Here is a 24558-nt window from a genome sequence, read left to right as displayed (position 1 = left end):
CTCACACCCCGTCCCATTCGGTACCGGGGTCCTCGGTCGCCCCGGCGCCCCGGCCGGCCCGCCGGCGCTCTTCGTTCCCCTCGCCCCGCACGTCACCGCGTTCCCCCGCGTTCCACGCGCCCGGGACGTCCCCGTCGATGCCGCCGGCCCGGTCCGCGACCGTCCCGCCCGGTCCGACGTACCAGGTGCGGTGCGCCCGGCCCGGGTAGGGCGGGGCGTAGCGGCGCAGCTGCCGGTCCAGGACCGCGGCCGGTACCGGATGCGGGCGGCTGCCGTTGCGTCGCACCAGTTCGTCCTCGTCCACCACGGTCACGACCTGCGTGACCAGCGCGTCCCTGCGTCGCGCCGCGTCGAGCACGGGCAGCCGCTGCCGTTCGGTGAGCGAGGTCGCGTCCCACACCACCGTCCCGCCGGCGGCCAGGGCCGCGTCCAGCCGGTCGAGGCCGGCGCGGAGCACCGCCGCGTTCTCGGACTGGTCCGTCCGGTCGCCGCGCGCGGTGCGCAGGTCGTCCAGGGACACGCACACCGCACCGGGAACCGCCCGGGCCAGCGCGGCCGCGACGGTGCTCTTGCCGCTGCCGGCGGGCCCGACCAGCTGCACCAGCCGGGGGAAGGCGCCGTCCCGCCACCGCCACGTGGCCGCCACCGCCTCCTCGGGGGTCGCGATCCGGCCCGCCGCGTACGCCTCCCGGGCCTGGGCCCAGCACCGGTCCGCGGCCGCGCCCGTGACCCCGGCCGCGGCCAGGGCGGTGCGCAGCCCCGTGCGCAGGGGCGCGAGCGGGTCCTCGACCAGCAGGCCCGCGTCCTCCGCGTACAGCGCGGACCACTCCACCTGCTCACGGCCCTCCCCGGAACGACCCGCCGGGACCGCGGCGGCCACGGCGTGCAGCACACCGAGGTCGGCCGCGGCCGCCAGGCGGAGCAGCCCGCAGCGCCGGTCGGCGTCGGGGAAGGGGAGGTGCAGCAGCGGGTGCAGCCCGACGAGGTCGGCCACGCGCCGCCCGAGCGGCAGCCCGAGGGGCCCGGCGGCGAGCCGCGCCAGCAGCGCGCCGCGGGGGAGCCGGTGCAGGGCCGCCGCGAGCACGCCGACGAGCCGGGCGTCCCCGGTGCGCCCGAGCACGTCGAGCCGCCCGGCCGCCTCCCGCGCCCCCGCCTCGGCGGCCTCCTGCTCCGATGCGGACAGCGGGCCGACTCCCCTCCCCGGCACGGACGGTCCGCCGGCCCCCCTTCCCGTCACGGCGGGCCCGCCGACCTCCCCGCCCCGCGGTCCGCCGGTGCCGAGGGCGGCCAGCAGCGCCGGGACGTCGGGTGCGGCGCCGGAGCGGACGGCCCACAGGGGCGCGGCCGGCCCGAGCCCGTTCTCCACGACGGCGGCGTGCATCCAGTGCGTGTCCGTCCGCACGTGCCCGGCGCGCACCCACTTGGCCACCCGCCGCCCGAACTCGGCCTGCGGGAAGCCGTCGACGGTGCGCACCACGTACCCCTCGTGCCGGGCGGTGTCGATCCGCAGCCGGCGCAGCGCGCGCTCGTCGAACGTGCCGCGCCACAGCACGCGCGGTACGGGCACGCCGAGCCGCCGCAGGAAGCGCACGGTCCGGTCCCAGTCGAGGCAGTGCCCGGTGTCGTCCCAGACGGAGAACCCGTAGAACCAGCTGTCCAGGTCGTCGTAGGCGAGCGAGTGCCGGGCGTACATGTTCTCGCCGCACACCCGCCAGCCGGCCGGGATCCCCGCGCCGACGCGCCCCTGGAGGGCCTTGACCCAGGCGCGCGAGGGATGGTGCCCGGAGTCCAGCGAACGGGCGTGCAGCCCGTCCGCGTAGAGCGTGGTGTTCTCGCCGTCGAGCTTCTCCGTGACCACGACCTCGCGCCCGACCAGCCCGCCGAGCTCCGCGCCCGCCCGCACGTCGTCCGAGGTGGCGCCGGGGGACCAGGGCAGGTGAGGGGTCCGGGGATAGTGCGTACGCATGGCATGTCACCCTACGTAACGACCTTCCCCGCGGCGACCGAATAACCCGCCCCTCGACCGGCGCGGTGGCGGGGACGCCGGCCGGCGCCGCGGCTCACGCCCCGGGCCCGTCGCCCGCGATCGTCACCACCGCCTTCCCGCGGTTGTGCCCCTCGCCCAGGCGGCGCAGCGCCTCGGGGACCTCGGCCAGGCCGTACGCGCGGTCGATGACCGGGCGGATCGTGCCCGACGCGGCCAGGGCGGCGAGTTCGCGCAGGTCCGACGCCCGGTCCACGGCCACCAGCGGCCGCAGCCGACCGCCGGAGAAGGACGGCAGCGAGGCGCGCAGCTGCCGGTGCAGGGTGCCGAACACGTGGCCGCCGCCCTCACCTCCGACCACCACCAGCGTGCCGTCCGCGGCGAGCGCACGGCGCAGTTCCGGGAGCGGCCGGCTGCCCGCCATGTCCAGGACGAGGTCGTGGCCGGTGCCGACGGCCGCGAAGTCCTCCCGCGTGTAGTCCACCACGCGGTCCGCGCCCAGGGTGCGGACGAGCTCCGCCTTGCCGGTGCTGCACACCCCGGTCACCTCTGCGCCACCGGCCTTGGCGAGCTGGACGGCGTACGAGCCCACCGCCCCGCCCGCGCCGATCACCAGCACCCGGCGGCCGGGCCGCGGCGGCCCGCCCAGTCGCAGTGCCTGCAGTGCGGTCTGCCCGGACACCGGGAGCGCCGCCGCCTGAGCCCAGCCGACATCGGCCGGCCGGGCGGCGATCCGGTCCTCGCGGGCGCACGCGAACTCGGCGAAGGCCCCCGCGCAGACGCCGAACACCTCGTCCCCGGGCCGGAACCCGGTCACCCGCGCCCCCGCCGCCTCGACCCGCCCCGCGAACTCCAGCCCGCGCACCCGCGCCCGCGGTCTTCGCAGCCCGAGCCCCAGCCGCGCCACCGACGGCAGCCCGGTCATGACGTGCCAGTCCCCGATGTGCACTCCGGCCGCCCGTACCCGGACCAGCACCTCGCGGGGGCCGGGCACCGGTACCGGGACGTCCGCCAGCGCGAGCACCTCGGCCGGTCCGTAGCGGTCCTGCACGATCGCCTGCATGAGGCCGCGCTCCCCTCTTTGCCCGGCTGCCCGCCGTCGCCCGCGTTGCTGTGATGCCGGGTGGATGTGATGCCGTGTGGATGTGATGCGTACGCTACGGCCGCCGCGGCCGCGTCCGGATCGTACGGAGGGACGACGTCGCCCCGGACTTCCAAGGTTGCCCGGGTCGGGGCCTGGTCAGGGAAACCTCGGGGTGCAGGTGCGATTGGGCGGCGCTGCCCCCTGAGCGGCGGTGGTGCGGGGCGTTCCCCAGGCCGGGGGAGCGTCGTTGGGACGGTATGGGTATGGACGCACTGCCCCTCAAGGGCGCTCCCGGCGTGGGGAACCGGGCCGCCGAGCTCGCGGAGGCCGCCTGCCACCTGCACGACGCGGTGGGCGCCGGACCCTGGAGCCACGAGGCGGCCGAGGACGCGGTCGAGGCCGTCGAGACCATCGTGCTCGCCCTCGGCGGGATGCACCGGGAGGCCGAGGCCGTGCTGGCGCCGGTCCACACCGCGCTCGCGGACCTCCGCCGACGGCTCGGCATGCGCCAGCCCGAGCTCCTGACCGGTACCGAGGCCCTCCCCGCCCCCCGCCCCTCCGTCAGCAACCCTCGCCGCTCCCGCCTGACGGGCTGACCCCGCCCCGGCCCGTGCACGCCCAGGCCGGCCCGCTGACCGGGGGTCCCGGCCGGCTGGCCGGCGGACCGCTCGGCCGGCTGACCGGGGGTCCCGCCCCCCTGACCCCCCGGGGACCGCCCGGCATCGTCAGCCGGCGTCGCCGGGGAGGAACTTGGCCGCCTTGAGCTCCAGTTGGGCCTCCAGGTACGCGGCGGCGTCCGGCCGCATCCGGGCGAGCGCCACCATGCCGGTGATCACCACGTCGGCCACCTCGGCGTGCACGTCCTCCCAGGTGTGCGAGTGCCCCTTGCGGGGGTTGGTCCCCTTGGCGCCGATCACCGCCTGCGCCGCCTCGCCGAACTCCTCGCCGATCTTGAGTACTTGGAGGACGTGGCTCTCCTCGGCCCGCATCCCCTGCGCCTCGTCGGCGGCGTCGAAACGGTCGGCCAGGGCGGCGATCGTGCTCCAGGGCCGGCGCGTCAGTGCCGCAAGCGAGCCGGACGCGATCGCCGTACGCAGGGCGCCGGCCGCGCCGGGCGGGAGGAGCTCGACGCCGTCCAGGGCTTCCGGGACGAGCGGTACCTCGACGAGCTCGTACGTGCCGCGGTCGGTTCGGGCGAACTCCGCTCCGCTCCTGGCGTCCCAGTCCCAGCCGGCGACGGTGCACACGTAGAAGTCGTGCCGGCCGCCCTCGCGGGTCGGCTCGGTGTGCAGCAACCCGTGGATCCGGACGCCGTGACCGGCGATCTCCTCGTGGATCTCCCGCAGCAGGGCGGCGCGCGGACCGGGATCGGTGTCCTCGACCCCGCCCCCGACGAAGACGAGGTACGGGTCGACGCCGGGGCGCGTGCGGCGGATGAAGAGCAGGCGCCCCTCGGGGGTGACGAGGACGCCTCGTACGCGGTCGGTCATGCTCGCTCCCTGCACTCGTGCGGTCGTGTCCCGGACATTCGAGCACCTACGCGACGGCGAGCGGGCCCCGGGCCCGCGCCGGCCCACTCGTCCGGGTGGAGGTCGGCGGGGCCGTCTTGGCAAGTGCCCCCGATCCGGGCACGGTTGGGCTGACCGACACCGGAACCGGCAGCACTGCGACGGGAGCAGCCCATGGCAGCGAAGGTCCTCATCGTCACCGGCGACGCGGCGGAGTCGCTCGAAGTCCTCTACCCCTACCAGCGGCTCCGCGAGGAGGGGTACGAGGTCCACATCGCCGCCCCCTCGCGCAAGAAGCTCCGCTTCGTCGTCCACGACTTCGAGGAGGGCTTCGACACCTACACCGAGAAGCCCGGCTACACCTGGCCCGCCGACCTCGCCTTCACCGAGGTCGACCCGGCGCAGTACGCGGCGCTCGTGCTGCCCGGCGGCCGGGCGCCCGAGTACCTGCGCAACGACCCCGAAGTGCGGCGCATCCTCGCGGCCTTCACGGACTCCGACCGGCCGGTGGCGCAGATCTGCCACGGGCCCCTGATCACCGCCGCGATCGGGGCCCTCGGCGGGCGCCGCGTGACGGCCTACCCGGCCCTGGAGACCGACATGCGCACGGCCGGCGCCGCCTACGAGGACTCCGAGGCGGTCGTCGACGGCACGCTCGTGTCGGCCCGCGCCTGGCCGGACCACTCGGCCTGGATGCGGGAGTTCCTCACCGTGCTCCGCAGCAAGGCGCCGCTCGCCTGAGCGGCCCGGCGACCGGAAAGAGGGTGGCGGCGGCGGGCCGTGGCGTGCATATGATCGACTTACGGCATCGCGTGTCGGTCACCGACCGGGTGAGGCATGGAGGTGCCCGTGAGATTGCCCTCTGGAGCACTCCACACATGTCAGTCGAGCTGAACCACACGATCATCCACGCCCACGACAACCACGCCGCCGCCGCGTTCCTCGCGCGGATCCTCGGACTCGAGGTCGGCGCGGAGTGGGGCCCCTTCGTCCCGGTCGCCACCGCCAACGGCGTCACGCTGGACTTCGCGACCGTCCCCGACGGCGTCGAGGTGACGCCGCAGCACTACGCCTTCCTGATCTCGGAGACGGAGTTCGACGCCGCCTTCGGGCGCATCCGCGAGCTCGGCCTCACGTACTGGGCCGACCCGCACGGCCGGCACCCCGGCGAGATCAACCGCAACGACGGCGGTCGCGGACTGTACTTCCGGGACCCCTCCGGACACGGCATGGAGATCATCACCGTGCCGTACGGCGGCTTCCCGGCCCAGGACCGGCCCGCCAGCGCCTGACGACCAGACCCGGCGCCCCGACCTCCCGCGCCATGGAGGTCGGGGCGCCGGTCTTCGCGGTCACCGCGAGGAGACCGGTCGTCCGTCGTCGCCGATGGGCGGGCGGCAGGACCCGGGTGGATCCTGGCGGTGGACCGCGGGGGGCGGCCGCCGGCCCACCGCCTCACCACCGGGAGACCACAGATGAGCAGGATCCTCGCCGTCGTCACCAACCAGGCGACCTACGGACCGGACCCCCACCGGACCGGACTGTGGATCGCGGAGCTCGTGCACTTCCACGCGGGGGCCCGCCGGGCCGGCTTCGAGGTCGACATCGTCAGCCCGGCAGGGGGCCGGGTGCCGCTGGACCCGCGCAGCACCAGATGGGTCGACAAGGAGGTGCGCGGCTACCTGGACGACCGCGCCTTCATGTCCGCCCTGGACAGCACGGACGCCGCGGCAGACGTTGACCCGGACCGCTATGCCGCGATCTTCTACACCGGCGGGCACGGCGTGATGTGGGACTTCCCGTCCAGCGCCGCGCTCCAGCGGGCCGCGCGCCGGATCTACGAGAACGGCGGCGTGGTCTCCTCGGTCTGCCACGGCGCCAGCGCGCTGCTGAACATCACGCTCTCCGACGGCTCCCTGCTCGTCGACGGCCGAACGGTCACCGGGTTCTCCACCGCGGAGGAGCGGGTCGCCCTGGTCAAGAAGCGGGTGCCGTTCCTACTGGAGGACGAACTCCGCAGGCGGGGCGCGCGCTACGTCCGCGGCGCCATCCCGATGACCCCCTTCGCCACCGCCGACGGCAGGCTCGTGACCGGGCAGAACCCGTTTTCCACCAAGGCCGTCACGACGAAGATCATCGAGACGCTGCACCGTCCTTGAAGCCGACCTGACGGTCGTGCCACGGGCCGACGCGGCCCCGAACGAGCCGGCCCACGTCCTTGTGACGCAGGCCACGCACCCCGATGTCACGTCCCGCACCGCCCGCCTGTCCCCTCTACGGCACCGACGGAAGCGAAGGGAACGCACCCGCCGGAACCGACGGAAGACCACGAGGCGACGACGGAGAGGAGCAGGGGCCATGAGGATTCTGTTTGCGGGAGCCAGCGGCGTACTGGGGCAGCGGGCGGTGCGGGAGCTGACCACCGCCGGCCACGAGGTCATCGGTCTCGGCCGGGGTCCGGCCAACGCCCTCCGCGCCGACCTCCTGGACCGCGACGCCGTCCTGCGCGCGGTCGACGGCCGGGCCTTCGACGCGGTGGTCCACGCGGCCACCGCCCTGAACGGCAAGGCCATGCTGCGCCACCGGGACATGGCCGGCACCAACGTGCTGCGCACCAAGGGCACCGAGAACCTCGTCGCCGCCGCCCTCGAGACCGGCGCCCGCCGCTTCGTCGCCGAGTCGATGATGTTCGGCTACGGGTACGGCGACCACGGCGACCGGACCGTCGAGGAGGACCGCGCCCCGTTCGGCCCGCCCGGGGCCGACCGCCACCTGGAGGAGCACGTCGGCGCCATGCGCCGCAAGGAGGAGCTGACCTTCACCACCGGGGGCCTGGACGGCGTCAGCCTGCGCTTCGGCCTCTTCTACGGCGCCGGCGTCACCGACACCACCCTCCTGCCGATGCTGCGCAAGCGCGCCCTGCCCGTGGTCCCCGACCGCGGCCGGGCCCTGTCGTGGGTGGAGGTGGGCGACGCCGCCCGCGCGGTGGTCGCCGCCGTCGAACTCGGCCGCCCCGGCCGGGCGTACAACGTCTGCGACGACCACCCGCTCGCCTGGGGCGAGCACATCCGGACCGCCGCCGAGGCCTTCGGGACCCCCGCCCCGCGGACCGTACCGCAGTGGCTGCTCCGCGCCGCGCCGCTGGCCCGCGCCCTGATGACCACCAACCTGCGCATGTCGAACGCCCGGGCCCGGCGGGAGCTCGACTGGACCCCCACCCACCGCAGCACCGCCGACGGCCTGAGGGCCCTTGCGGCGGGCGCGACCCCGCTGCCACGCTGACCAGAATGATCAACAAGCCATCCGCCGAGCCGGACGTCCTCGCCCCCTTCACCGAGCACCGCCGCCTGCTGTTCGCCACCGCCTACCGCATGCTCGGCAGCGTCGCCGACGCCGAGGACATCCTCCAGGACGCCTGGCTCAAATGGGCCCAGGCGGACCGCGGTTCGGTCCAGAACCCGCGCGCCTACCTCGTCCGCACGGTCACCAACCTCGCCCTGAACCGGCTCACGTCGGCCCGGGCCATCCGCGAGGCGTACGTCGGGCCCTGGCTCCCCGAGCCCCTGCTCACCGAACCCGACGTCGCCGAGGAGGCGGAGTTGGCCGACACCGTCTCCACCGCGATGCTCGTGGTGCTGGAGAGCCTCAGCCCGCTGGAGCGGGCCGTGTTCCTGCTGCGCGAGGTCTTCGGATACTCGTACGCCGAGATCGCGGACGTCCTCGACCGCGCCGAGGCGAGCGTGCGCCAGACCGCGCACCGGGCGCGCGGGCACGTCCAGGCCCGCCGGCCCCGCTTCGACACCGACGCCGAGGAACGGCGCGAGATCACGGAACGCTTCCTGGCCGCCTGCGGCGGCGGGGACCTGAACGCCGTCATGGAGATGCTCGCCCCCGACGTCACGGCCTGGTCCGACGGCGGCGGCAAGGTCTCGGCGGCCCGCCGCCCGCTGCACGGCCCCGACCACGTGGCCCGCTGGCTGCTCGGCGTGCTGGCCAAACCCGTGTCCGCGGACGCCCACGCCCGGCTCGCACAGATCAACGGCGAGCTCGGCCTGCTCTGGTACGTCGGCGACGCCGTCATCGGCGCGGTCACCTTCGACCTCGCCGACGGCCGCATCCAGAACCTGCGCCTCCAGGTCAACCCCGACAAGCTCGCCGGGGTCCAGGAGGGGCACACTGGAGGGACGGAGGCCCCCACGGCGCCCTGACGGGACCGCCGACCGGGGCGGCCCCGGCGCGGCAGGCCCCGCCCGCGGTGGCCACGGTACCCGCGGGGCGCCCCCACCGGCGCCGGACGGCACCGGCGCACCCGGCTCCCGAGACCCGCCTGGGAGGCCCGGTCGTGGCCACGGAACGAGCGGAACAGCAGGTCGGCATCCCCATCGGCGGCGGCCTCGCCGTCGACGGGGACCTGGCCCTGCCTCCCGGCGCCCGCCTCGTGGTCGTCTTCGCGCACGGCAGCGGCAGCTCCCGGCACAGCCCCCGCAACCGCGCCGTCGCGGCCGCCCTGCGCACCGCGCCGCTGGGGACGCTGCTGCTCGACCTGCTCACCCCGGGCGAGGAGGCCGTGGACGACCTGACCGCCGAGCACCGCTTCGACATCCCGCTGCTGGCCGGGCGGCTGGTGGCCGCGGTCGACTGGCTGGCGGCCCGGCCCGGCCTCGCCGACCTGTCCGTCGGGCTGTTCGGGGCCAGTACGGGAGCGGCAGCGGCCCTCCGGGCGGCGGCCGACCGGCCCGACCGGATCCGGGCCGTCGTCTCCCGCGGCGGCCGGCCCGACCTGGCCGGCGACGAGGCACTGGAGCGGGTCCGGGCCCCCGTCCTGCTGCTCGTCGGCGGCCTCGACACCGAGGTGCTGCGGCTCAACCGGGCCGCGGCCGGCCGCCTCACCGCCCCGCACACCGTGACCGTGGTGCCGGGAGCCACCCACCTCTTCCCGGAGCCGGGAGCCCTGGAGCGGGTGGCGGACGCGGCCCGCGCGTGGTTCCTGCGACCGGGCGGCACGGCGGCGGAGGAGCGGCCCAGGAGGACACCATGACCACACGGTTCACCAACCGGCACGAGGCCGGCCGCCTGCTCGGCGACCGGGTGGCCGAGCTGGCCGCCGCACAGCACTGGAAGCACCCCCTCGTCCTCGGCCTGCCGCGCGGCGGGGTCCCGGTCGCCGGGCCCGTCGCCGAGGCCCTGGGCGCCCCCCTCGACGTCCTCGTCGTCCGCAAGATCGGCGTGCCGGGCCGCCCCGAGGTCGGCATCGGTGCCCTGGTCGGCGACGGCCCGCCGCTCTTCGACCGGCACGCCCTGGAGTACCTCGGCCTCACCGAGGACGAGCTCGCCGAGGACGTGGCGCGCGAGCGCGCGGAGCTGCACCGCCGCGAGACCCTCTACCGCGAGGGCCGCGACGCGCCCGATCCGCACGGCCGCACGGTCGTCCTCGTCGACGACGGCCTGGCCACCGGGGTCACCGCCCGCGCCGCCCTGCGCCACCTGCGCGGGCGCCACGCCGACCGGCTCGTGCTCGCCGTGCCCGTCGGCGCCCCCGAGTCGGTCGCCGGACTGCGCTCCGAGTGCGACGAGCTGATCTGCCTGCGCAGCCCGGCCGGCTTCACCGCCGTCGGCCTCTGGTACGGCGACTTCGAGCAGACCACCGACCGCGAGGTCATCGACATCCTGCACCGGCAGGCCGTGCCCCACTGACCGGGCGCGCCCGCCCCGCGACCGCGCTCCGGCTCACCCGGCGTCCCCCTCCCGCGGCGACTCCAGCGGCGGCACCGCCACCGAGCCGTGCACCCGGCACTCCGGGTGGCAGCGGTGCTCCGGCGCGGTCCGCACGGTCGTCCAGGCCGTCACCGCGCCCACCACCAGCAGCCCCGCGCACCACGCCATCGCCCGTCCGAACGCCGCGTCGAACGCGGTCGCCGACCGGTAGGCCTCCGGTCCCATCCCGGCCAGCAGCGGCAGCGCCGCCACCGCGATCAGCCCCGCGGCGCGGGCGGCCGCGTTGTTGATCCCGCTCGCCAGCCCTGCCCGCCCCGGATCGACGGACGCCAGCACCGTCGCCGTCAGCGGCGCCACCAGCGTCACCATGCCGAGCCCCAGCGTCAGCATCGCGGGCAGCACGTCCTGCGCGTACGAGGCGCCCGGCCCGGTCCGCACCATCAGCAGCATCCCCGCGGCGCACAGCAGCGGCCCCACCGTGAGCGGCAGCCGCGGGCCGATCCGCTCGCCCAGCGCCCCCGCCCGCGACGAGAACAGCAGCATCAGCGCGGTCGTGGGCAACAGGGCCGCTCCCGCCCCCAGCGCCGAGTAGCCCACGACCACCTGGAGCTGGAGCACGGCCAGGAAGAAGAACCCGCCGAACGCCGCGTACACGCACAGCGTCACCAGGTTCACGGCGGTGAACTGCCGGGACGCGAAGATGTCCGGCGGCAGCATCGCGTTCGGCCGACGCCGTTCCACCCACCAGAACGCCACCGCCGAGCCCAGCCCCGCCGCCCCCGCCGCCACCACGGCCGCGGTCGCCTGCGCCGCCTCGATCAGCGCGTACGTCAGCAGCGCCAGCGAGACCGCCCCGAGGGCAGCGCCCAGCACGTCGAACCGGCCGTGCGCCGCCGGGTCCCGCGACTCGGGAACGTGCCGCACCGACACGGCCGTGCACAGCGCCGCCACCGGCACGTTGATCAGGAACACCCAGCGCCAGCCCGGACCGTCCACCAGCCAGCCGCCGAGGAACGGCCCCACCGCGGCGCCGACCCCGCCGAAGCCCGACCACAACCCCACGGCCCGCGCCCGGTCGTCGCGGTGCAGCGAGGCCTGGATCAGGGCCAGGGACCCCGGGGTCAGCAACGCGCCCCCGACGCCCTGCAGGGCCCGGGCCGCGACGAGGACGCCGATCGAGGGCGCCAGACCGCACAGCAGCGAGCCCGCCGCGAACCACACCACGCCCAGCACGAACACCCGGCGTCTGCCGTACCGGTCGCCGAGCGCGCCGCCGACCAGGATGAGGCCGGCCAGGGTCACCAGATAGGCGTTGACGGTCCACTGCAGACCGGCGAGTTCGGCGTCGAGGTCGCGGCCGATGGTGGGCAGCGCGACGTTGACGACCGTCGAGTCGAGCAGGGCCATCGACGAGCCCAGCACGGTGGCCAGCAACACCCACCGGCCGCGGGCCGTGCCCAGCCGTACGTCCTCCGCCATGGGACCAGGGTGGCCGTCAGGGGCGCGTGTGGCCAACGGACATCGCAATGGGTAACGGATCGATCACGTCATGTGACGCATCGGCATATGCCGCGTGGATACCGGGCACGGACCGTTCGGTTCCGGTCCCGTCGACACACGAGGAGTGGGAATGCCCAAGACGCCCATGGACCCGCCCCCGGACCTGATCGAGCGACTGCGGCGGCTGCTGCGGGTGCCGGGCCCGCGCCGCCGCCCGCGCCCCGGCCCCGACCGACCGGGCGGCGGCCCCCAGACACCGGGCGACGGGCCCGAACGCCCCGGCGGCGCCGTCCCCCGCTTCACCGCCGACTTCGCCTCCACGACGCAGTGGGTGGCCGGCCGCTCCTGGGCCTATCCCGACGGCGGACCCACGAACCACGGCGACAACAAGCTCGACCACCTCGTCGCCGACCCCGCCTACAGCCGGTCCGGCACCTTCCTCGCCACCCGTCGCACCGACGGGGACTGGAGCACCGGCCTGCTGACCACCGAGGGCAGCGCGGAGGGCTTCATGGTCCGCACCGGGGACGTCCTGGAGGCGCAGGTGAGGCTGCCCTCCGAGCTGGGCGCCTGGCCGGCGATCTGGACCTGGTACGAGGGCGGCTCCGAGGTCGACGTGTTCGAGTACCACCCGGACAACCCCGACCTGCTCGAGCTCACCAACCACGTGCGCGGCGGCCAGGCCTACCACCGGGATCCGGCCATCGGCCCGGGCCAGTGGGTGGACCTGCGGGTGGAGTTCGGGTCCCGCTCGGTCACCTGGTGGGTCAACGGCCGACGGGTCTTCTCCGACGGCCGCGGGGTGGGCCGCCGCTGGCGCGCGTACCTGATCGTCAACCTCTCGGTCTGCGCGGGCCGCTACCACCCGGCCCCCGAACCCGGCGTCACCGAGATGTCCTACGAGGTGGCCCACCTCCAGGTGTTCGGACCCGCGCGCTGAGCCCCGCGGGGAGGGCGCCGACCGCGCGGTCAGCGCCCCGTCCGCCGGGGGTGCGCTACGGCCGAAACACGCACCGCGCCGAGGGCCCGCCGGACCCTAGGATCACCGAGGCGGTCCGCTAGCGAACGGAGTCCACGGCACATGCGCTACCTCCCCCTCGGCACGTCCGGCCTGCTCGTCTCGGCGGTCGGCCTCGGCTGCAACAACTTCGGCGGGCGCCTCGACGCCCGCCGTACCCGCGACGTCGTCGACGCGGCCCTCGACGCCGGCATCACCCTGCTCGACACCGCCGACATCTACGGCAACCGCGGCGGATCCGAGGAGTACCTCGGCCAGGCCCTCAAAGGCCGCCGCGACCGGGTCGTCCTCGCCACCAAGTTCGGCGCGACCGCCGACATGGGGTACGGGCCCGCCGCCGGCGCCCGCGGCGGCCGGGCCTACGTCCGGCGGGCCGTGGAGGCCTCGCTGAGCCGTCTCGGTACCGACCACATCGACCTCTACCAGCTGCACAGCCCCGATCCGGCCACCCCCGTCGCCGAGACCCTGGCCGCCCTCTCCGAGCTCGTCGCCGAGGGCAAGGTCCGCTATATCGGCCACTCCAACTTCACCGGCTGGCAGCTCGCCGAGGCCGCCCACGTGGCCCGCGAGCTGGGTGCGCAGCCGTTCGTCTCCGCCCAGAACCACTGGTCGCTGCTGGACCGGGGCGCCGAGGACGAGCTGGTGCCGGCCGCCCGTCACTACGGTGTCGGCGTCCTGCCGTACTTCCCCCTCGCCAACGGCCTGCTGACCGGCAAGATCCGGCGCGGCGCCCCCGTACCCGAGGGCGCCCGACTGGCCGGCCGCACCGAGTACGTCGAACGGCGCATCGACCGCGTCGAGGCGCTGGCCGCCCTCGCCGAGAAGCACGGACGCACGCTGCTGGAGGTGGCCGTCGGCTGGCTGTCCGCGCAGCCCGGCTGCGCCTCCGTTATCGCCGGCGCCACCTCGCCCGAGCAGGTCCGGGCCAACGCGGCCGCCGCCGACCGGCTCCCGGACGCCGAGCTGCTGGCCGAGATCGACGCCGCCGCGCCGCGCTGACCCCCGACGCACGGAGGGGCGGGGTGCGGACCACCGGCCCGCACCCCGCCCCTCATGTCCCGGTCCCCGCTACGGGCCGAAGGTCAGCACCAGTTCCGGAGTGCCCTCGTTGGCCCCCGCCTCCCGGGCCCACAGCCAGAGCGCGTCACTGCCCGAACCGGTCAGCGCCACGGCGTAGCTGCTGCCGAGCACACCCGCCACGGCAGCGGTGTCCAGCGGGATCGAGGCCACCGCCGAGCCGTCCGGGACGCCGGAGACCGAGCCGAGGGCCGGACCGCCCAGCGCCGGGCGGCTGGTGTACGTCGTCCCCGCCTCGGTCCACGCGCCGGTGACCGGCACCACCGAGACGGTGTCCGCCGTGCCGGCACCGCCCAGCGTGTTCGTCTTGACCCTCAGGACGGCTGACTTGAGGACCGTGCCCGCCGGGGCGGCCGGCAGGCCGAAGCGCAGGTACGCCTGGTAGAGCCCGCCGCCGACGGCCAGCGAGCCGGAGCTCCCGAAGACGGTCCCGGGCGCGGCCGAGTTGACGTACGTGTCCTCGCTCGCCTGCACCGTCGCCACCGAGTCCGAGGGGGCCTTGGCGAGGGTGAAGTGGTTCTGCACCTGCGCCGCGGTGAGCACCGACGGGTACACCGCGGTCTCGTCGATCTGACCTGCGAAGTAGTTGCTGGTGGGCCGGTTGGGCCAGTTGTTGAGGTTGTCGCCGCCCACGTGCCAGTAGCCGGCGATGTTCTGGTTGGTGGTGTGCGGCAGGGTGCCCTTGTTCTGGCCGTCGACGTACAGGACCATCCCGCCCGGTCCCTGGGCGGCGACGACGTGGTGCCACTTGTTGTCGTTCAACGCGTCCGGCGTGGTGATGGTCCGGGTGGCGCCGTTGTAGATGCCGAAGACGATCCGGCCGTCGTTCGTCATGTAGATGTGCTTGTCGTAGGAGCCGCTGTTGCGGGCCTGGTTGTTTCCGAAGCCGAGCAGCTTGCCGCCGCGGACGGTGTTCGTGCGGAACCACGTCTCCAGGCTGTAGGGCCCGGTGACGGTCTCCCGCCGGTCGCTGTAGACCTGCTGGATCGCGCCGTCGAAGCCGACCGCGGTGCTCGCCCCGGTGATCGCGCCGGGTCCCTGCCGCAGCGCCGGGTTGTTGAGGAAGACGCCGCTGGTGTCGCCCGAGACCGAGGAGTCGGCGGCGTACGGCTGCACCGTGTCGTCGTAGCGCCAGTACAGGCGGGCGCCGTCGGACCGGACCCGGTCGGGGTAGGACTGCACGCTGGTGGGGACGGTCACGCTCGCGGTGGCCGACAGGGCGCTGGTGTTGCCGGCGGCGTCGGTGGCGGTCACCCGGTAGGTGTACGTCTGGCCGGCGGTGACCGCGGTGTCGGTCCAGGAGGCCTGGGGCCGGAGGAAGAACAGAGAGTCCGCGGTCATCGTGCGGACCGGGCTCGCCCCGCCGTTGCGGTAGATCCGGTAGGTCAGCCGGCTGTCGTCCAGGTCGAGGCTGGTGCGCCAGCGCACCTGCACCGCGTCGGGCCGTACGGCGGAGGCGCTGGCCACCGGGGTGGTGGGCGCGCCGGTGTCGTTGGCGGAGGCGAACCGGGTCAGGCCCTGCTGCGCCTTTCCGTTGACGGTGGTGTACTCGCCGCCCACCCACAGGTACTGCACTCCGCCCTTGGGGGCCACGGTCATCACGCGCGGGCCGATGCCCTCGCCGATGCCGTCGTTGGTGTCGGGGGCCCAGCCCAGCTTGCCGGTGCCGGTGACGGGCTGGGCGAGCAGGTGGTGGCGCTGGCCGTCGGGGTACTCCCCGACGGAGGAGCAGTCGTGCGCGTGGGAGGCGCTGTAGAGCACGCCCTGGTAGTCCAGTACGGCCTGGGTGGCGCCCAGGCAGGTGTCGCGCCAGCGCTGGTTGAAGTCGCTGAGGTTGAGCGCGATCCGGCCGTCGAAGCCGCCGGTGCCCTCGTTGGCCGTGAAGAAGCCGGTCGCGTCGGAGGTGAGGTCCTTGACCACCGACTGCGACTGGATGAAGCCCAGCGGGTAGTTCTTGACCACGGCTCCGGTGACCGCGTCGACCACGGCGAGGGCGTGGCTGTCGGCGCCGTTGACGCGGAAGAAGTCGCCGCCCAGGATCGCGTTCCTGCCGTCCGGGGTCAGCTCGATCGCCCGGCCGGGCTCGTCGGCGTCGGCGGTGAAGGGCTTGAGGGCCCCGGTGGCCGCGTCGATCGAGGCGAAGCGCTGCCGGGGCTGGCCGGCCACGGTCGGGAAGTCACCGCCCACCCACAGCGTGTCGGCGGTCGCCGCGACGGCCCGTACGGTGGCGGGGAAGCTGGGCCGGAAGCCGGGCTTCGGGGTGCAGGTGGCGACGTCGATCGCCGCCATGCTGTTGACCGGGAGGCCGTTGACGGCGCCGAAGTAGCCGCCGGCGTACAGGGTCGACTTGTCGGGGGAGAGGGTCAGGGCCCGGACCGTGGCGGTGCCCGAGGGCACCGTGAAGGACAGCTTGCAGGAGGTGGGTGCCCCGGTCGCGGCGTCGAGGGCGACGAAGTTCACGGCGGACTGCTCGGAGCCGGCTGCGCCGGCCGGGGGCCGCACGGTGGAGAAGGTGCCGCCGACGAACACCGTCCCGCCGGCCTCGGCCAGCGCCCACACCACGCCGTTCGTCTGCCAGGTGGGGAGGTCGTCGGCGGTGAAGGCGACGGGCGGGGTGATCGCGGCGGCCCGCGGTACGAGGCCCGTGCCGACCCCGGCGGCGGCCAGGGCGACGGCCAGCCCTGCCGCGGCCAGACCCTTGACCCCACGCCCGCCCGGCAATCCGGGCATTCTCCGTGCTCTACGCAATCCGTGCACGTTCTGCATGAACCCCCCTGTGGTAGGCGCTGCCCGACGGGCCCCGGCCGCGCGGTCGGGGTCCGGGCTCGGGTTACGGGCGCACCCTAGGGGCAAAACACGCCGGAGGCACCCTGTTTCGCACATTCGGTGCACGGCGGCTGTGGATCTCCGGTGAAGATCGTGAAGCACTGAAGATCTTTCGGCGCGGCCGGATCGTTATCCTCAAATTTTCCTCAGATCTAGTGACCGCATGCCGAGATGCTCTTAGCTTCCTGCGGGGCGCCCTCATCGCGTCCTGCGCAGCGAACCGTGAACCGTGCCAAGGACCTCCTTCGTAGCTCCATGCACCACCGACGCCCGCGTCAAGATCGTTTCCTCGGAGGATGTTGAGCATGAAGGTTTCCAAGGCTGCCGGAGCCGTCGTCGCGGTGGTCACCCTGACCCTGTCCGCCAGTGCGTGCAGCGTGATCGGCGGGGGCGACGAGAAGGAGACCATCTCGATCGGCGTCAAGTTCGACCAGCCCGGTCTGGGCCTGCGGGCCGAGGGCGGCAAGTACTCCGGCTTCGACGTGGACGTCGCGACGTACATCGCCAAGCAGCTCGGCTACGGACCGGACCAGATCGAGTTCAAGCAGGTCTACAGCTCGGACCGCGAGCTCATGCTCCAGTACAACGAGGTCGACTTCGTCGCCGCGAGCTACTCGATCAACGACAAGCGCAAGGCCAAGGTCGACTTCGCGGGCCCGTACTTCAAGGCGCACCAGGACCTGCTGATCCGCGCCGACGAGAAGGACATCGCCAAGGCGTCCGACCTCAACCGCAAGCGGCTCTGCTCGGTGACCGGCTCGACCTCCGCGCAGAACGTCAAGGACAAGCTGGCCCCCAAGGCCAGCCTGCTGGAGCTCGGCGGCTACTCGGAGTGCGTGGTCGCCCTCCAGGACGACGTCCTCGACGCCATGACCACGGACAACTCCATCCTCGCCGGCTACGCCGCCCAGGAGCAGAACCGGGGCAAGTTCAAGCTCGCGGGCCTGCAGCTGAGCGACGAGTACTACGGCATCGGCATCCGCAAGGGCAACACGGAGCTCCAGACCAAGATCAACGCAGCCCTGCGCAAGATGGTCGAGGACGGCTCCTGGGCCCGCTTCGTGCAGAACAACTTCGGCGCCGCCCACTACAGGAGCGAGCCCGCCCCGGAGATCACCGAGGGCAAGTGAGCCACGGCCGCCGCCAGGCCGTCCCTTCCGGATCCTGCCCGACCGCAGGTTCCGAACGAGACGGCCTGGCCGGCGGCCGTGCTTCCGGAGCGACGGGGCGCACGGCCGTGCGGGCCGCGCGCCGCGTCCTCGTGGACGGACCGCGCGCCCCGTCCCCGGTACGTCCCCGCCCGGGGCCTACAGCGGTACGGCCACGATCGTCGACGTCATCGCCGGGTCGCTCCAGTCGGCGTCGAAGGCGGCGTTGACCACGTACAGCCTGCCCCCGTGCACGGCGGCCGTGGTCGGCTCGTCGAACCGCGGGTCGGTGATCCGCTTCAGGAACACGGCCCGCCGCCCGTCACCGCTGAGTGCGAACACGTCCACGGCGTAGGACCAGTTCCGCACGACGTACAGCGTGCGGCCCCGGACCACGAGCCCGTCCCCGTTGGAGACCGACCCGGCGCCCTCCAGCATCGTGCGCGTCGCGCGCCCCGTCCGGGGATCGACCCGGTAGAGCGCCTCGGCGGTGTCGTGGACCACGAGCAGGGCCTTGCCGTCGGGGGTCCGCTCGATGCCGTTCGAGCCCCAGTACTCGCCACCGGGCGGGACGGGCGCCCACTCGCCCCCGAGGGCGAGCCGGGTCGGCCGGGCCCCCGGGGCGAGCGGCAGGTGGTAGAGGGCGTCGTTGAACGAATCCGTGAACCAGGCCCCGCCGCAGGCCACGACGACGTCGTTGACGAACGTGCTGCCCGTCGCCGCCTGGTGCACGGCCAGCACCTTCCCGGTGCCGGCGTGCACCACCCGGATCTCCCCGCTGTCGCCGCCGGCCACCAGCAGCCGCCCGAACGGGTCCAGCTTCAGGCCCACCGACCGCGCCCCGGTGCCCGCGGTGATGATCCTGCCGGTGCCCGTGGCCAGGTCGGCACGGTAGATGGAGCCCTCGATGATCGAGCCGGTGTACGCGGTCCCGGACGGCGACACCGCAATGCCCTCCGGCTGGAAGCCGGCCGGGGTGGTGAGGGAGAGCGGCGCCGAGGTCGGGCCGCGCCCGGCCGGCGGCGGACCGGCCGCGGCCGCGCCCGGGGCGAGCGGGCCGCCGAGGGCGGCGGAACCTGCGAGGGCGGCGGCGGCCCCCAGGAGGCCGCGTCGTGCGAAGGAGGCGGTCACGGTGCGTTCCTTCCGAAAAAAGCGGGCATGACGAGTCGGGTACCGCACACACCCCACCACACGACTCCCGTTCCGTTCGATCCGTATTCGACCCCTTCACAAGGGAATGGGGAGCCTCCCCTTCGACGACGCCCTCCCCGGCCGCCGCCCGGTGCGCAGGAGTACCGTGGCGATCATGAGCGGGCGGGGCGGCGCGACCCCGGCCCGCGGGCGGCCCCGCCCGCCCGACCGAGGGGAGCCCCATGGACCACAGGGTCACCGTCGTCACCGGCGGAAGCCGCGGCATCGGCGCCGCCACCTGCCTCCGCCTGGCCGACGCCGGACACGACCTGGCGCTCGGCGGCATCCCGCTGCGCCGCCCCGGCGCGCCCGACGAGGTGGCGGCCGCGGTCGCATGGCTGCTGTCGGCGGAGGCTTCGTACACGACGGGCACGGTGCTGCGCGTCGCCGGCGGCCGCTGAGCCCCCGGGAGCACGCCGGCACCGCGCAGTGCCACCTGTGTCAGGGCACAACAGGACCGTGCCACAAGTGTGTTGATGTTCTGTCACTGAAGGTCGCAGCGCCGGAGGCCGGTGCCATCATCGGGGAATGACGCAGGAAACCGAGTCGTACCGTCCCGGTCCCCGGTCCATCGACACCGTCACCCGGCTCTTCGAGCGCTGGGCCCGGGACACCCCCGACGCCCCCGCCCTCATCACCCCCGGAGCCCGGCTGAGCTACGGAGAACTCGCCCGGCGGGCCAACCGGCTGGCCCACCACCTGCGCGCCGGAGGCCTGCCCGCCGGCGGCACCGTCGCCGTGGCGCTCACCCGCCCCGCCGACCTGCTCACGGCACTGCTGGGCGCCCTCGAGGCCGGCGCCGCCTACACGGTGCTCGACCCAGATTCCCCGCGCACCGCGACGGGCCGTCTGGCGGCCGCCCGTCCGCACACCCTGGTGACGACCGGCCGGCACCGCATCCGCCTCGAGGACGGGGCCGCGACCGGCGACCGGGCCGCGACCGGCGGCGGCCTCCGCGTCGTGGCCCTCGACGCGGAGGCCGGGGCCGTCGCCGCCCACCCGGCGCACGCGCCGGACGTGCCGGCCGCCGTCGCGTCGGACCCCGCCGCGGTGCTGTTCCCGGCGGACGGGGGCACCCGGGCCGTCACGGTCACCCACGCCCGCCTGCTGGCCGCCCACGAGGGCTGGGCCGAGGTCTGCCGGCTCACCCCCGAGGACCGCCACCTCATCACCGCCCCGGCCGACGTCGTCCCCTTCGCCGCCGGCTGGACGCGGGCGCTGTGCACGGGCGGCGCCCTCGTCGTGCCGTCGGACGACCGCGCCTTCGACCGGGCCGGTCGGGCGGACAGGGGCGCCGACGCCGCGGGCCCGCTGCGCCGCCTCGTCGCGGACGAGGAGGTCACCCTCCTGCACACCGACCCGGAGGCCGCCCGCCTGCTGTTCACCCGGGGGTCCGGGGGCGGCCCGGATCCCGCGCTGTGGCCGCTGCGCGTGGTCACCGTCACCGGCGACCGCCTCTTCCTCGACCAGCAGGCCGCCCTCCAGCGCGGCCTCCACCCCGGCGTACGGCTGCTGAACGTGTACGGAACCGCCGAGACGGCGGGCGTGGGCACCCGGTTCGAACTCGGCCAGCTGGCCGGCCCGGTCGCCGACCCGGAACGCCTCAGCCTGCTCGGCACGCCCTTCCCGGGCTGGACGGCCGACACCGCCGACGGCCTGCTCCGCCTCGCCCCGCCCGACGGCGGCGACGCGATACCCACCGGCGACCACGCCACGCTCCGCGGGGACGGCCTGCTGGAGTACCGCGGCCGCGACCGCGACCGGATCCGCGCGGGCCGCCGCACCGTGGACACCTACCGGGTGGAGTCCGCGATCCGCGGGCACCACGGAGTCGGCGACGTGGTCGTCACGACCACGGACGAAGGGGTCCTCGCCAAGAGGCTGACGGCGTACATCGCCCCGGCCGGGCCTCCGGGCATCCACTGGATCGGCCCGCCCGACCTCAAGCGGCTCCGCGCCCACCTCGACGGCCAGGTACCCGAGGAGGACGTCCCGAAGGCGGTCGTGCACGTGCGCGAACTGCCCCGCAACCGGGCGGGACAGGTGGACCGGGGCGCGCTCCCGCAGCCGCCCGCGAGCCAAGTGGGCTCCACCGGGGGCAAGTACGGGAGCGTGGACAGCGGCACGTACACCGCCCGCACCGGCGAACGCACCTCCCGTGGCTGCCTGGTGGGCTGCGCCTTCGTCGCCTTCGTCGTCCTGATCGCCCAACTGACCGACGTGTTCTGGCCCGGCTCCACCGACCTGACCTACGTGCCCTGGCACTACGCCGTCCTGTTCCGCGGCCTGTACGCCTTCGAGTGCCTCGCCTTCACCACGGGCCTGCTCTTCCTCTTCACCGGCCGGTCGCGGATGCTGCGCACCGGGCGCCCCCGGCGGCTCACCACGGCCGCGCACCTGGCGCTGGTGTGGCTGCTGGCCTCGTGGTGGCCGCAGGACAACTTCTACCGGCTGGCCGCCAAGAACGACTGGCCCCAGCAGGCCGCACTCGTCTACACGTTCAACGTCCCGCTGATGATCGCGGCCGCGGTGGTCGCGGTCTGGGCCACCAGCCCGCCCGTGGGCGGGTACGAGGACCGGTTCGACGCTTGACGACGGGGCCCGGGGGTGCGCGCCCCCGGGCCCTCAGCGCAGCTCGGGCTCGCCGAACATGCCGCGCAGCGCCGCCGACTCCGCCCGGACCAGGTCGTCGGCCGCCTCGAGGTCCCGCCACGTACGGGCGGCCAGCAGCATCCCCAGGAAGGGCGACGGCTCGAAGGCGGCCGTCGCGATCGCGGGGACGGCGACCACCCCCAGGCCCTCGCAGCCCCGGGCCAGCGCGCCGAGGTGGGCCATCAGGTCGGCCTCGGGCAGCCGTGCCCCCAGGGGCACCTGGTCCATGATCCGTACCAGGTGGTCCCCGCCCCGCAGCGCGTCGAGCCGCGCCTTGACCATGAACGCCACCGACGGGCCGGTGAGCCGCAGGTTCGTCTCCGTCGGCGCCAGCAGCCCGTCCGACCCGGCGACGAAGTCCACGTCGAACCAGCCCCGGTAGCCGTCCGCGGCCAGCTCCCGCCCGACCGCCGTGCCGAAGCCGGCCGCCGCCTCCGACTGGGCCCGGGGAACCGCGCCCGGTCCCACCGTCGCCCCCCGGTACGCCGTGCCCGCCACGTCCATGACGGCCGTCCCCACCGCGTGCACCCGGCCGTCCTCGGCCACGAACCCGTCCCAGGTCAGGTCCGCCCCTTCGCCCCACCCGGGTACGAACTCCTCGACGAGCAGCGGACCCCGCGGCAGCACGCCCACCGCCCGGCGGACCCCGCCGGGGGCGCGCACCAGCTCGGCCGGCACCACCACCGTGCCCGAACCACCCACCCCGTGCTCGGACTTGAGGACGCTGTCGGCCCCCGAGCGGGCCCGGGCCCGCAGCAAAAGGGCCGCGGCGCGGCGGGTCGGGGCGTACCACTGGCGCGGCACCCGGACGCCGGGGTGGGAGCCGTCGGCCGCGAGCCGGTGGAACAGGGCGCCGGCGGCCGACTTGGACTCGTACCGCAGGGCCGCGCCGGGCCCGGTGCGGCCCCACGGGAGCAGCGGCAGGCCCGCGTCCCGCAGGTGCGCGGCCAGACGCGGGTGGCCGGTGAGCGCGGCGGACGGGCCGCGGCCGTCCTGGGCGAGGCCGTCGTACAGCTCGACCCCCTCCCACTCGAGCGCCTCGGACACCATCCGCAGCCAGTCCCGCGGCACGGTCAGCGGCAGCAGCAGGGCGGCCGGGTGCGGGGAGTGGAAGGCGGCGAGACCGGCGTAGTGGTGGGCGGCCCGCTCCCGGTGGTCGGGGCCGCGGCCGCCGCGGCGCGGCCAGGCCGTCGCGAACTGGGCGTTGTACTCGGCCACGTTGCCGATGTGGGCGCCGCGCCGGCCCCCCGTCCAGGCGCCCACCCAGGCGGGCTCCGGCCGCAGCTCCACCTCGAAGCGGGGCAGCGCGCCGTCGCGTCCGGCCGGGCGGGCGCCCATCGCCGCGTAGAACGGGGCGGCGTGCGGGTCGGAGGCGATGCGCAGGCGCCCGAACCCGAGCTCCCGGGCCCGGGCCAGGACGTCCCGGTACAGGGCCCGCCCCACCCCGCGCCGGATCGCCTCCGGGGCGACGAACAGCAGCCCGAGGCGCGCGGTCCGGACGGCGCGGCCGTCCCGGGCCCCGCCCGTGGTGGCCGGTCCGGGGGCTTCCGGCGGCCCGTCCGGCGTTCCTTCCGGCAGCCCCTCCGTCCCCCGCAGGGGCTCGTACCGTTCGTCCCCCCGTTCGCCCCCCGGCTCGTCCTCCAGCGAGGCCAGCCCGAGCACGCCGCGCCCGTCCTCCGCCACCCGCACCCGTCGGGCCGCCACGTCGCCCGGCCGGATCCGCAGCTCCTCCGCGCAGGCGGCCAGGAAGGCGGGGTCGTAGCCCCAGTACCCCTTGGAGCGCAGGGCCAGGTCGCTCAGCTCCGCCGCCTCGGCCTCCCGGGCCGCCCGGATCCGCACCGTGGGCTCGATCATCCCTGCAGCGTACGGGAGTTGACGTGGACCGGGGCGGACGTCACCGGCCCGCAGGCAGCCGTCCGGCCCTCTCGCGCCCCGTCGAGGGGCGCTGACTAGGCTCGTGACCCACGCCAGCCGACCGCCCGGAGCGTCACCCGTGCGCCGGGCGCCCGTCCACGGGAGCCGCATGTCCGCCACCGCACCGCTGACCGTCGCCCTCGTCCAACCCGCCTGCCCCGGGCCGGACATCACCGCCAACGCCCGTCGGCACGCGGAGCTGCTGCGCACCGCCGGCGCACGGCTCACGGTGTTCCCCGAGCTTTCCCTGACCGGCTACGACCTGGCCGGCGAGGCGGTCACCACCGACGACCCGAGGCTGGCCCCGCTGGCCGGAGCCTGCCGCGAGACGGGTTCGACCGCGCTGGTGTGCGTCGCGCTGGCCGAGCCCGGGGGCGTCGAGTCGCTGGCGCTGCTGGCCCTGGACGGTACGGACGTCCGGGTCGTGCACCGCAAGATGCACCTGCACGGGGCCGAGGCCGACCGCTTCACCCCGGGTTCGCGTCCGAGCGTGCTGGAGGTCGGCGGCCGCCGCATCGGGCTGGCGATCTGCGCGGACGCCTCCGTCCCCGGGCACGCGGCGGCCACCGCGGAGCTCGGTGTCGACGCCTACCTCGCCAGCGCGCTGTACGGCGCCGCCCCCGAGGCCCTGGCGCGACGCGACAGCCAGGTGCGGGACGCGGCCGCCGCCCACGGGGTGTGGGGGCTGCTGGCCGCCAGCGCCGGGCCGAGCGGCACCTACCCGGTGACCTCGGGCGGGTCGGGCGCCTGGGCACCGGGCGGCGCGCTGGTCGCGCAGGCCGGCCCGGACCCGGACGAGTTCGTGACGGTCACCCTCTGAGACCGGGAAGGTGCACATCCGCAGTCCGCCGACCAGCCCCTCGGCCATGAGGCCCTGTTGCGCCGGCCGAGCAGGAACGCGATGGCCCTGCGGGAGCGCTCGTCCGCCGGCCGTCATGGCG

General features: G+C 75.2%; 20 protein-coding genes and 1 pseudogene. 14 read left to right on the top strand and 7 right to left on the bottom strand.

Features of this window, described 5'->3' with window-relative positions; genetic code table 11:
- Position 1: 1 nt before the first annotated feature.
- Entirely contained in the window at positions 2 to 1966 is a 1965-nt protein-coding gene (locus tag IF43_RS0107970) for an RNA ligase family protein (RefSeq protein ID WP_063753284.1), read from the bottom strand.
- Between the two features lie 94 nt (positions 1967 to 2060).
- Positions 2061 to 3047 (bottom strand): NAD(P)-dependent alcohol dehydrogenase, encoded by a 987-nt coding sequence (locus IF43_RS0107965; RefSeq protein WP_030195956.1) that lies wholly within the window; start codon positions 3045 to 3047, stop codon positions 2061 to 2063.
- 284 nt (positions 3048 to 3331) lie between these two features.
- Between IF43_RS0107965 and IF43_RS0107960 the strand changes: the two genes are divergently transcribed.
- On the top strand, positions 3332 to 3664 hold the full coding sequence (locus IF43_RS0107960) for a hypothetical protein (protein ID WP_051794877.1): 333 nt from the start codon (positions 3332 to 3334) through the stop codon (positions 3662 to 3664).
- A gap of 129 nt (positions 3665 to 3793) precedes the next feature.
- On the opposite strand, the gene IF43_RS43670 is transcribed toward IF43_RS0107960, so the two are convergent.
- A complete protein-coding gene (locus IF43_RS43670; protein ID WP_324605090.1) occupies positions 3794 to 4558 on the bottom strand; it encodes an NUDIX domain-containing protein in 765 nt (254 codons plus the stop codon).
- A 192-nt stretch (positions 4559 to 4750) separates the two neighbouring features.
- On the opposite strand from IF43_RS43670, the gene IF43_RS0107945 reads away from it, so the two are divergent.
- The 7 genes from IF43_RS0107945 (at position 4751) to IF43_RS0107915 (ending at position 10270) form a co-directional block, all read left to right on the top strand.
- Entirely contained in the window at positions 4751 to 5317 is a 567-nt protein-coding gene (locus IF43_RS0107945; RefSeq protein WP_030195951.1) for a DJ-1/PfpI family protein, read from the top strand.
- A gap of 137 nt (positions 5318 to 5454) precedes the next feature.
- Positions 5455 to 5868 carry a VOC family protein gene (locus IF43_RS0107940; protein WP_030195949.1) on the top strand — a complete coding sequence of 138 codons (414 nt, stop codon included), beginning with the start codon at positions 5455 to 5457 and terminating at the stop codon, positions 5866 to 5868.
- A 183-nt stretch (positions 5869 to 6051) separates the two neighbouring features.
- Positions 6052 to 6735 carry a type 1 glutamine amidotransferase domain-containing protein gene (locus tag IF43_RS0107935; RefSeq protein ID WP_030195948.1) on the top strand — a complete coding sequence of 228 codons (684 nt, stop codon included), beginning with the start codon at positions 6052 to 6054 and terminating at the stop codon, positions 6733 to 6735.
- 199 nt (positions 6736 to 6934) lie between these two features.
- Entirely contained in the window at positions 6935 to 7858 is a 924-nt protein-coding gene (locus IF43_RS0107930; protein WP_030195947.1) for an NAD(P)-dependent oxidoreductase, read from the top strand.
- A 5-nt stretch (positions 7859 to 7863) separates the two neighbouring features.
- The gene (locus IF43_RS0107925) at positions 7864 to 8784 is read left to right on the top strand and encodes an RNA polymerase sigma-70 factor (protein WP_030195946.1); all 921 of its coding nucleotides are present in this window, start codon (positions 7864 to 7866) and stop codon (positions 8782 to 8784) included.
- A 134-nt stretch (positions 8785 to 8918) separates the two neighbouring features.
- The gene (locus IF43_RS0107920) at positions 8919 to 9614 is read left to right on the top strand and encodes a dienelactone hydrolase family protein (protein WP_051794876.1); all 696 of its coding nucleotides are present in this window, start codon (positions 8919 to 8921) and stop codon (positions 9612 to 9614) included.
- The gene (locus IF43_RS0107915; protein ID WP_030195943.1) at positions 9611 to 10270 is read left to right on the top strand and encodes a phosphoribosyltransferase; all 660 of its coding nucleotides are present in this window, start codon (positions 9611 to 9613) and stop codon (positions 10268 to 10270) included. Before IF43_RS0107920 ends, IF43_RS0107915 begins: the two co-directional genes overlap by 4 nt.
- Before the next feature lie 33 nt (positions 10271 to 10303).
- On the opposite strand, the gene IF43_RS0107910 is transcribed toward IF43_RS0107915, so the two are convergent.
- Positions 10304 to 11770, bottom strand: a complete 1467-nt coding sequence (locus tag IF43_RS0107910; RefSeq protein WP_030195941.1) for an MFS transporter — start codon at positions 11768 to 11770, stop codon at positions 10304 to 10306.
- A gap of 151 nt (positions 11771 to 11921) precedes the next feature.
- On the opposite strand from IF43_RS0107910, the gene IF43_RS0107905 reads away from it, so the two are divergent.
- Together IF43_RS0107905 and IF43_RS0107900 are read left to right on the top strand one after the other, a co-directional pair.
- The gene (locus tag IF43_RS0107905) at positions 11922 to 12731 is read left to right on the top strand and encodes a beta-glucanase (RefSeq protein ID WP_234332007.1); all 810 of its coding nucleotides are present in this window, start codon (positions 11922 to 11924) and stop codon (positions 12729 to 12731) included.
- Between the two features lie 141 nt (positions 12732 to 12872).
- Complete coding sequence (locus IF43_RS0107900; RefSeq protein ID WP_030195937.1) at positions 12873 to 13808, top strand: aldo/keto reductase; 936 nt, start codon at positions 12873 to 12875, stop codon at positions 13806 to 13808.
- 69 nt (positions 13809 to 13877) lie between these two features.
- Here IF43_RS0107900 and IF43_RS0107895 read toward each other — a convergent pair whose 3' ends face one another.
- Complete coding sequence (locus tag IF43_RS0107895) at positions 13878 to 16616, bottom strand: LamG-like jellyroll fold domain-containing protein (protein ID WP_030195935.1); 2739 nt, start codon at positions 16614 to 16616, stop codon at positions 13878 to 13880.
- A 401-nt stretch (positions 16617 to 17017) separates the two neighbouring features.
- Between IF43_RS0107895 and IF43_RS0107890 the strand changes: the two genes are divergently transcribed.
- On the top strand, positions 17018 to 17842 hold the full coding sequence (locus IF43_RS0107890; protein WP_030195931.1) for a glutamate ABC transporter substrate-binding protein: 825 nt from the start codon (positions 17018 to 17020) through the stop codon (positions 17840 to 17842).
- A gap of 177 nt (positions 17843 to 18019) precedes the next feature.
- On the opposite strand, the gene IF43_RS0107885 is transcribed toward IF43_RS0107890, so the two are convergent.
- Positions 18020 to 18991: an SMP-30/gluconolactonase/LRE family protein gene (locus IF43_RS0107885; RefSeq protein ID WP_037887629.1), complete on the bottom strand. Its 972-nt coding sequence runs from the start codon at positions 18989 to 18991 to the stop codon at positions 18020 to 18022.
- A 341-nt stretch (positions 18992 to 19332) separates the two neighbouring features.
- Between IF43_RS0107885 and IF43_RS39060 the strand changes: the two are divergent.
- Positions 19333 to 19452: pseudogene (locus IF43_RS39060) on the top strand (SDR family oxidoreductase); the annotation flags it as partial.
- A 127-nt stretch (positions 19453 to 19579) separates the two neighbouring features.
- Positions 19580 to 21643, top strand: coding sequence for an AMP-binding protein (locus IF43_RS0107875; RefSeq protein WP_030195922.1), 2064 nt, complete (start codon positions 19580 to 19582; stop codon positions 21641 to 21643).
- A 33-nt stretch (positions 21644 to 21676) separates the two neighbouring features.
- Here the strand turns inward: IF43_RS0107875 and IF43_RS43395 are convergent, their stop codons facing one another.
- Positions 21677 to 23557 (bottom strand): GNAT family N-acetyltransferase, encoded by a 1881-nt coding sequence (locus IF43_RS43395; RefSeq protein ID WP_051794873.1) that lies wholly within the window; start codon positions 23555 to 23557, stop codon positions 21677 to 21679.
- A gap of 169 nt (positions 23558 to 23726) precedes the next feature.
- Here IF43_RS43395 and IF43_RS0107865 point away from each other — a divergent pair, with 169 nt between their 5' ends.
- Entirely contained in the window at positions 23727 to 24437 is a 711-nt protein-coding gene (locus tag IF43_RS0107865) for a carbon-nitrogen hydrolase family protein (protein ID WP_030195918.1), read from the top strand.
- Positions 24438 to 24558: the final 121 nt, after the last annotated feature.

Source organism: Streptomyces sp. NRRL S-87 (assembly GCF_000719335.1).
Classification (GTDB): domain Bacteria; phylum Actinomycetota; class Actinomycetes; order Streptomycetales; family Streptomycetaceae; genus Streptomyces.
Note: the sequence above shows the minus strand (reverse complement) of the source record. Positions and strands in the feature narration are given on the sequence as shown.

What these genes read in the sequence shown, in the direction of transcription:
- IF43_RS0107905 (WP_234332007.1), top strand. Translation starts at nt 11,922, where the DNA reads ATGCCCAAGACGCCCATGGACCCGCCCCCGGACCTGATCGAGCGACTG.
- IF43_RS0107930 (WP_030195947.1), top strand. Translation starts at nt 6,935, where the DNA reads ATGAGGATTCTGTTTGCGGGAGCCAGCGGCGTACTGGGGCAGCGGGCG.
- IF43_RS0107915 (WP_030195943.1), top strand. Translation starts at nt 9,611, where the DNA reads ATGACCACACGGTTCACCAACCGGCACGAGGCCGGCCGCCTGCTCGGC.
- IF43_RS0107910 (WP_030195941.1), bottom strand. Translation starts at nt 11,770, where the DNA reads ATGGCGGAGGACGTACGGCTGGGCACGGCCCGCGGCCGGTGGGTGTTG.
- IF43_RS0107900 (WP_030195937.1), top strand. Translation starts at nt 12,873, where the DNA reads ATGCGCTACCTCCCCCTCGGCACGTCCGGCCTGCTCGTCTCGGCGGTC.
- IF43_RS0107965 (WP_030195956.1), bottom strand. Translation starts at nt 3,047, where the DNA reads ATGCAGGCGATCGTGCAGGACCGCTACGGACCGGCCGAGGTGCTCGCG.
- IF43_RS43670 (WP_324605090.1), bottom strand. Translation starts at nt 4,558, where the DNA reads ATGACCGACCGCGTACGAGGCGTCCTCGTCACCCCCGAGGGGCGCCTG.
- IF43_RS0107940 (WP_030195949.1), top strand. Translation starts at nt 5,455, where the DNA reads ATGTCAGTCGAGCTGAACCACACGATCATCCACGCCCACGACAACCAC.
- IF43_RS43395 (WP_051794873.1), bottom strand. Translation starts at nt 23,557, where the DNA reads ATGATCGAGCCCACGGTGCGGATCCGGGCGGCCCGGGAGGCCGAGGCG.
- IF43_RS0107865 (WP_030195918.1), top strand. Translation starts at nt 23,727, where the DNA reads ATGTCCGCCACCGCACCGCTGACCGTCGCCCTCGTCCAACCCGCCTGC.
- IF43_RS0107890 (WP_030195931.1), top strand. Translation starts at nt 17,018, where the DNA reads ATGAAGGTTTCCAAGGCTGCCGGAGCCGTCGTCGCGGTGGTCACCCTG.
- IF43_RS0107960 (WP_051794877.1), top strand. Translation starts at nt 3,332, where the DNA reads ATGGACGCACTGCCCCTCAAGGGCGCTCCCGGCGTGGGGAACCGGGCC.
- IF43_RS0107875 (WP_030195922.1), top strand. Translation starts at nt 19,580, where the DNA reads ATGACGCAGGAAACCGAGTCGTACCGTCCCGGTCCCCGGTCCATCGAC.
- IF43_RS0107925 (WP_030195946.1), top strand. Translation starts at nt 7,864, where the DNA reads ATGATCAACAAGCCATCCGCCGAGCCGGACGTCCTCGCCCCCTTCACC.
- IF43_RS0107895 (WP_030195935.1), bottom strand. Translation starts at nt 16,616, where the DNA reads ATGCCCGGATTGCCGGGCGGGCGTGGGGTCAAGGGTCTGGCCGCGGCA.
- IF43_RS0107935 (WP_030195948.1), top strand. Translation starts at nt 6,052, where the DNA reads ATGAGCAGGATCCTCGCCGTCGTCACCAACCAGGCGACCTACGGACCG.
- IF43_RS0107945 (WP_030195951.1), top strand. Translation starts at nt 4,751, where the DNA reads ATGGCAGCGAAGGTCCTCATCGTCACCGGCGACGCGGCGGAGTCGCTC.
- IF43_RS0107970 (WP_063753284.1), bottom strand. Translation starts at nt 1,966, where the DNA reads ATGCGTACGCACTATCCCCGGACCCCTCACCTGCCCTGGTCCCCCGGC.